This window comes from Synechococcales cyanobacterium T60_A2020_003, assembly GCA_015272205.1.
Taxonomy (GTDB): Bacteria; Cyanobacteriota; Cyanobacteriia; order RECH01; family RECH01; genus JACYMB01.
In genome coordinates this window covers 1-5,500 of sequence record JACYMB010000099.1, presented here as the reverse complement: position 1 = coordinate 5,500, position 5,500 = coordinate 1, and the positions used below count along the sequence as shown (strand labels likewise).

Below are 5,500 nucleotides of genomic sequence, written 5' to 3'. Positions count from 1 at the left end.
GCTATCATCGTCGTTCGATTGCTGAAACTACCATGTTCCGCTTTAAGACTATTTTTGGGGGCAATCTCAGTGCACGTCAATTTGACAATCAAGCCGTGGAATTGTTCATCAAATGTGTTGCGCTCAACCGCATGATTCAGATCGCTAAACCCGATAGCTACAAGGTTGAAGGTTAATACCAGGACACTCTCAAGGCGAACCTGACCGTTTTTCTAATCATGCAACAAAGCCACTCAAAACTCAAAACTCAAAATTGGCATAAGGCGCAATTTTTTCTACTTCCATTCACCCTCCCGCCATGACCCATCCTGATCCCAATCCAATCTCCCCCGACTCCCAAACCTCGGACGCTTCGGAACCCTCCACCGACATGATTCCCGCTCCCGAATCTGCACCCAGTTGGGGCGATCGCCTCGTCGGAAGCTGGCACGCCGCGACGACCCAGGCGCGAAAACTCTTGCCGCTGGATCAGGTGACACAGACCGTAGTGGGCTGGTTTAGTGTCAGCGAAGAACAAATGGCCGAAATCCTAGCCACCGTGCGGGAGAGTCTACCCACCACCGAAGCCCTGATGATTGGCAAACCCCAGGCGGGTAAAAGCTCAATTATTCGGGGGTTAACCGGGGTTTCCGCAGAGATCGTGGGTCAAGGCTTTCGTCCCCACACCCAAAACACCCAGCGCTACACCTATCCATCGGAGGATCTGCCGCTGCTGATCTTTACCGATACCGTTGGCCTGGGCGATATCAACCAAAACACGGACGCCATTATCCAAGAACTCTTGGGCGATCTGGATCAGAGGAGCGATCGCGCCCACATCTTAATTCTCACCGTCAAGATCACCGATTTCGCCACCGATACCCTGCGCCAAATTGCCGAGCGCCTACGCCGCCAGTACCCCACCATTCCCTGTCTGCTTGCCGTCACCTGTCTCCATGAGGTTTATCCACCCTCGGTCACGGATCATCCCCTCTATCCGCCCGATCTAGAAGAGGTACTCCGCCCGTTCGAAGCGATGCAACTGACCTTCGCAGGGGTTTGTGATCGGGCGGTAATGATCGATTTCACCCTAGAGGAAGACGGGTTTACGCCGGTGTTCTACGGTTTAGACGCCTTTCGAGACGCGATCGCCGATCTGTTACCCGAAGCCGAAGCCCGCACTATTCATCAACTGCTCGATCGCACCATGGGCGATCGCCTCAGCAACCTCTATCGGGATGCAGGCCGTCGCTACATTCTGCCCTTCTCAGTGATGGCCGCCACCCTTGCTGCCGTGCCCTTGCCTTTTGCAACGATGCCCGTTCTCACAGCCTTACAAGCCTCGATGATCGTGCTGCTGGGACAACTCTATGGACAAGTGCTCACCCCATCCCAAGCCGGAGGTGTGGTGAGTGCGATCGCAGGTGGATTTCTGGCGCAGGCGATCGGGCGAGAACTGATCAAGTTCATTCCCGGTTTTGGAAGCGTGATTGCAGCGTCTTGGGCAGCGGCCTACACCTGGGCGTTGGGGGAAGCGGCCTGCGTTTACTTTGGGGATCTGATGGGGGGCAAAAAGCCCGATCCGGCACGAATTCAAGCCACGATGCGCGAATCGTTTCAGGAGGCGAAGGAACGATTTAAAGCAATGACCTCTACCACAAAGTAGTATCCGTAGATCGCAAACCTTGTTTGGATCCCCCCTAGCCCTCCTTAAGAAAGGGGGGAACCGAACCACAGAGGTCTTGAAGTCCCCCTTTGTAAGGGGGATTTAGGGGGATCAAAGCCTGAATTCATTGTGAAATACACCTGACTTTCGATCTACTGAGTATTTTTCTGCTTGATTAACCGAGATCTCCTCTATTGGGGATTTCCTGACTCAAAGCTGCGAGTATCTACTGGGTTGGCATCGCTCCGGCTTCAACAGTGACGATCTCTGATTGTCCGCTCCGATTAACGGTAATAGTAAGTTCATCCCCGACCTGACTTGCCTCAACCTGATCCTGCACATCCAAGCCAGTCTCGATAGACGTGTTATTCACCGCCACAATCACATCCCCCACCTGAAGGTCGGAGCGGCTAGCCGGAGAGTTGGGCACAATGTCGATCACAACCACACCGATGGAAAGACTGTCATCAATCTCGATGTTGAGTTCCTGGGCAATGTCATCCCGGTTTTCGGGCGTTAGGTCAATCATTTGAATGCCGATAAAGGGGTGCTGCGCCTGACCACCACTAAAGAGCTGCTCAGCAATACGGCGTGCCGTGTCGATGGGAATGGCGAAGCCTAAGCCTTGGGCATCGGCGCGAATGGCGGTGTTAATTCCAATCACTTCCCCCTGATCATTGAGGAGGGGGCCACCGGAGTTGCCGGGGTTAATGGCGGCATCGGTTTGAATGAAGCGCACCCGCTTATCAGCAATGCCAATCTGAGCGCTGGAACGTCCCGTTGCACTGATAATGCCAGCGGTCACGGTGTTGTCTAACCCAAGGGGATTGCCAATGGCGATTGCCCATTGACCGGGCATCAACGCTTCCGAATCGCCAAAGGTGACGACGGGCAAGTTCTCAGCATCGATCTTAATCGCAGCAATATCGGTAATGGTATCCGCGCCTAAAACCGTGCCTTCGTAGGTGCGCCCATCCCGGAGGGTGACTTGCACCAAATCTGCCCCTTCAACCACGTGGGCATTGGTAATTAAGTGGCCGTCCGCACTGATAATGAACCCCGATCCGGTGCCCTCCTCAATGCGCTCCTGTGGTGGTTCCTGACCAAAAAACGGGCGAGTAGGATTGCGGGGCGATCGCCGGGAAACCGTCCGGCTGGCATCAATTCGCACCACCGCCGCCCCAACTTTTTCAGCGGCTTCGGCAATGAAGTTGTGGGAAGAGTTGGAGGACAGTTGCGGACGAGCGATCGGCGTGGGTGGAATCGCGGCACTCAACGGTGGCTCTGTTGCGGCTGGTGACGGGAGAACCTGCATCCGCTGCATGTTCAGGTAATAGCTGCCGACCAATCCAAGGCTCCCGCCTGCCAGCAACAGCAATACAGAACGACTTAAATCTCTGGTGGGTAAGCCCATAGTCTACGAAACAGCGAATGGAGGCGATCGCTTCTAGTGTAACTAATCCTGCCCCGATTCCTATCCCCTGTGCGCTACCATCCAGAGGAGAGGAGGATTCTCCAATAGTTCGTTTCCTAGCGTGGATTGCTAGCGGCGTTTTTTGAGTGAGTGGGCAGGCTATGGCGCGTCAATGGTTGAGCATCCGTTCCAGGGGAAAAGGGGCAGGGCTGGTATCGAAATTCCTAACGATTGGCCTCTGGAGTGGCGGGGTCATCCTAGCACCGTGGAGTAGTGTCTGGGTGCCGACCCTCCATGCCCAGACCGAAACCCAAGACCTCTGCCCCGAATCGGCGCTCTCCCGCTATACCCAACATACCGTTCAGGCCGGGGAAACCCTGGAGAGTATTGCGGCTCAATATAACCTTTTACCTGCGACCTTGCTGGCGTTCAATCCGTCACTCCAAACCCCCCTGACCTCAGGCCGCACCCTCACGATTCCACCCTACAACGGCATTCAGGTGACGCCCCCTGCAGGCAGCACGTGGCGCAGTCTCGCGGCGCAGTATCAGGTGCGGGCTGATTTGCTATTTGAGCTGAATGGCTGCCAAACCACGCCAGGAACCGTCGTCTTTATTCCAGGGGTTAATGGTTTCACAACGCCGGAAGAGGAGGAAACAACAACCATCACGGGCTATCCCCTCGCCAGTTCAGCCCGGATTCTGACCGGATATGGATGGCAGGTCAGTCCCGATACGGGAATTGTTGGGTTTCACAGCGGGATTGATTTGGAAGCAGCCGTGGGCGATCCAGTGTATGCGGTCGGGTCTGGCGTAGTCGCCTATGCCGATGTACAGGGTACCTATGGCAAGCTGGTGGTGATTAATCACAGCCAGGGACTCCAGACTCGCTATGCCCAACTCGACTCGATTCAAGTGACTCCAGGCCAAACGGTAAATGCTGGAGAGCAGATTGGAACAGCGGGCATGAGCGGCGATGCGGCGATCGCCCATCTCCATTTTGAGGTGCGGCTGAATTCTGACCTGGGCTGGGTGGCGGAAGATCCGGGGTATTACATTCCCGATGCGCGGCTCGGTCGCCCGATTGTGAATGAGTCCACGGTGGATGAGCAATTATAGGCTCAGGACGAGGTTATCGCGATGGACAACCGTTTCTGGACTGGGATACCCCAGGATTGTGGGAATTTCGTCGGAGTGTCGCCCCTGAATTTTTTGCAGTTCTGGGCTGCTGTAGTTGACCAGCCCTCTGGCCACCTCCCGCCCCGTACGATCGCACAACAGCACCGCATCCTGCCGCTGAAACTCGCCTTCCACTTCCGTAATCCCCGCCGCCAGAAGGGATTTCCCCCCTTCAGAAATGGCGCGAATCGCTCCCGGATCAAGATACAGCTTCCCTGCCGGAACCAGACCGTGGGCAATCCAGCGCTTGCGGGCATTAGAGGGATCGGGTTGCGGGGCAAACTGCGTTCCCAAGGGTTCCCCCGCCAGAATCTTCAGCAAATTTTGGGGCGATCGCCCTTCCGTAATCACGGTGCGCACCCCGGCAGCGGTTGCAATCCGAGCGGCGGAAATTTTCGTCACCATGCCCCCGGTTCCCCAACTGGTACCGCGATCGCCAATCTCCACCATGGCGTCCAGTTGGTCAATTTTTTCCACCAGCGTAATCGGTGTGGCATCGGGATTATAGCGAGGGTCTGCGGAATAGAGCCGATCCACATCGGTTAACAAAAACAGCCAGTCTGCTTCTACCAAACTGGCAACGAGAGCCGAGAGGGTATCGTTATCGCCAAATTTCAGTTCATCAACGGCCAAGGTATCGTTTTCATTCACAATCGGAATCACCCCCAGCCGCAGCAGTTGCCGAAAGGTGCGGTAAGCGTTCACGTAGCGGCTCCGCTGAACCAGATCGCTGCGGGTAATCAGAACCTGGGCGATGGGCTGCTGTAGCGTCGTAAATAGGTCATCGTAAATCCGCATCAGGCGACCCTGCCCCACCGCTGCAACGGCCTGCTTCATGGCGATCGCCTTGGGTCGTTCCGTTAAACCCAGCCGCGCACAGCCGACACCGACCGCCCCGGACGACACCAAAATTACCTGATGTCCCTGCCGTCTGAGTTCAGTCAAGACTTCCACCAGGCTAGCAATGGTGGATAACGCCATGAGTCCCGTATCGGGCAGGGTCAGGCTTGATGTTCCAATTTTGACAACGATCGTTTGCGACATACAGCAGCCTAAGGCTTCAACAACGGAAAAGGTGCGATCGCCGTCCGTCCCCTGCATGGGATCAACCTTAGAGGATGCTTTAAAAGTTATCTGTCATGGATCAAAGCATTGTAGATCGCCCTAGATCCCCCTTACAAAGGGGGACTTCCGAACCCTGATTGACGGACAAAACTCACACAACCCTGATTCTCTCGTAGGTTGGGTGAGCGCTAGCGTAAC

At 55.5% G+C, this 5,500-nt stretch carries 5 protein-coding genes; 3 read left to right on the top strand and 2 right to left on the bottom strand.

The annotated features are described in order from the left end of the window. Positions 1 to 176 (top strand): IS5/IS1182 family transposase (locus IGR76_05020; GenBank protein ID MBF2077884.1); only part of this gene is annotated, 176 nt, incomplete at its 5' end. Between the two features lie 122 nt (positions 177 to 298). Continuing rightward, complete coding sequence (locus IGR76_05015) at positions 299 to 1,645, top strand: 50S ribosome-binding GTPase (GenBank protein ID MBF2077883.1); 1,347 nt, start codon at positions 299 to 301, stop codon at positions 1,643 to 1,645. 226 nt (positions 1,646 to 1,871) lie between these two features. Here the strand turns inward: IGR76_05015 and IGR76_05010 are convergent, their stop codons facing one another. Beyond that, on the bottom strand, positions 1,872 to 3,059 hold the full coding sequence (locus tag IGR76_05010; protein ID MBF2077882.1) for a trypsin-like peptidase domain-containing protein: 1,188 nt from the start codon (positions 3,057 to 3,059) through the stop codon (positions 1,872 to 1,874). Between the two features lie 161 nt (positions 3,060 to 3,220). Here IGR76_05010 and IGR76_05005 point away from each other — a divergent pair, with 161 nt between their 5' ends. Next, complete coding sequence (locus IGR76_05005; protein ID MBF2077881.1) at positions 3,221 to 4,177, top strand: M23 family metallopeptidase; 957 nt, start codon at positions 3,221 to 3,223, stop codon at positions 4,175 to 4,177. Here IGR76_05005 and proB read toward each other — a convergent pair. Then, the gene (gene proB / locus IGR76_05000) at positions 4,172 to 5,281 is read right to left on the bottom strand and encodes a glutamate 5-kinase (protein MBF2077880.1); all 1,110 of its coding nucleotides are present in this window, start codon (positions 5,279 to 5,281) and stop codon (positions 4,172 to 4,174) included. The genes IGR76_05005 and proB overlap by 6 nt on opposite strands. Between the last annotated feature and the right edge of the window lie 219 nt (positions 5,282 to 5,500).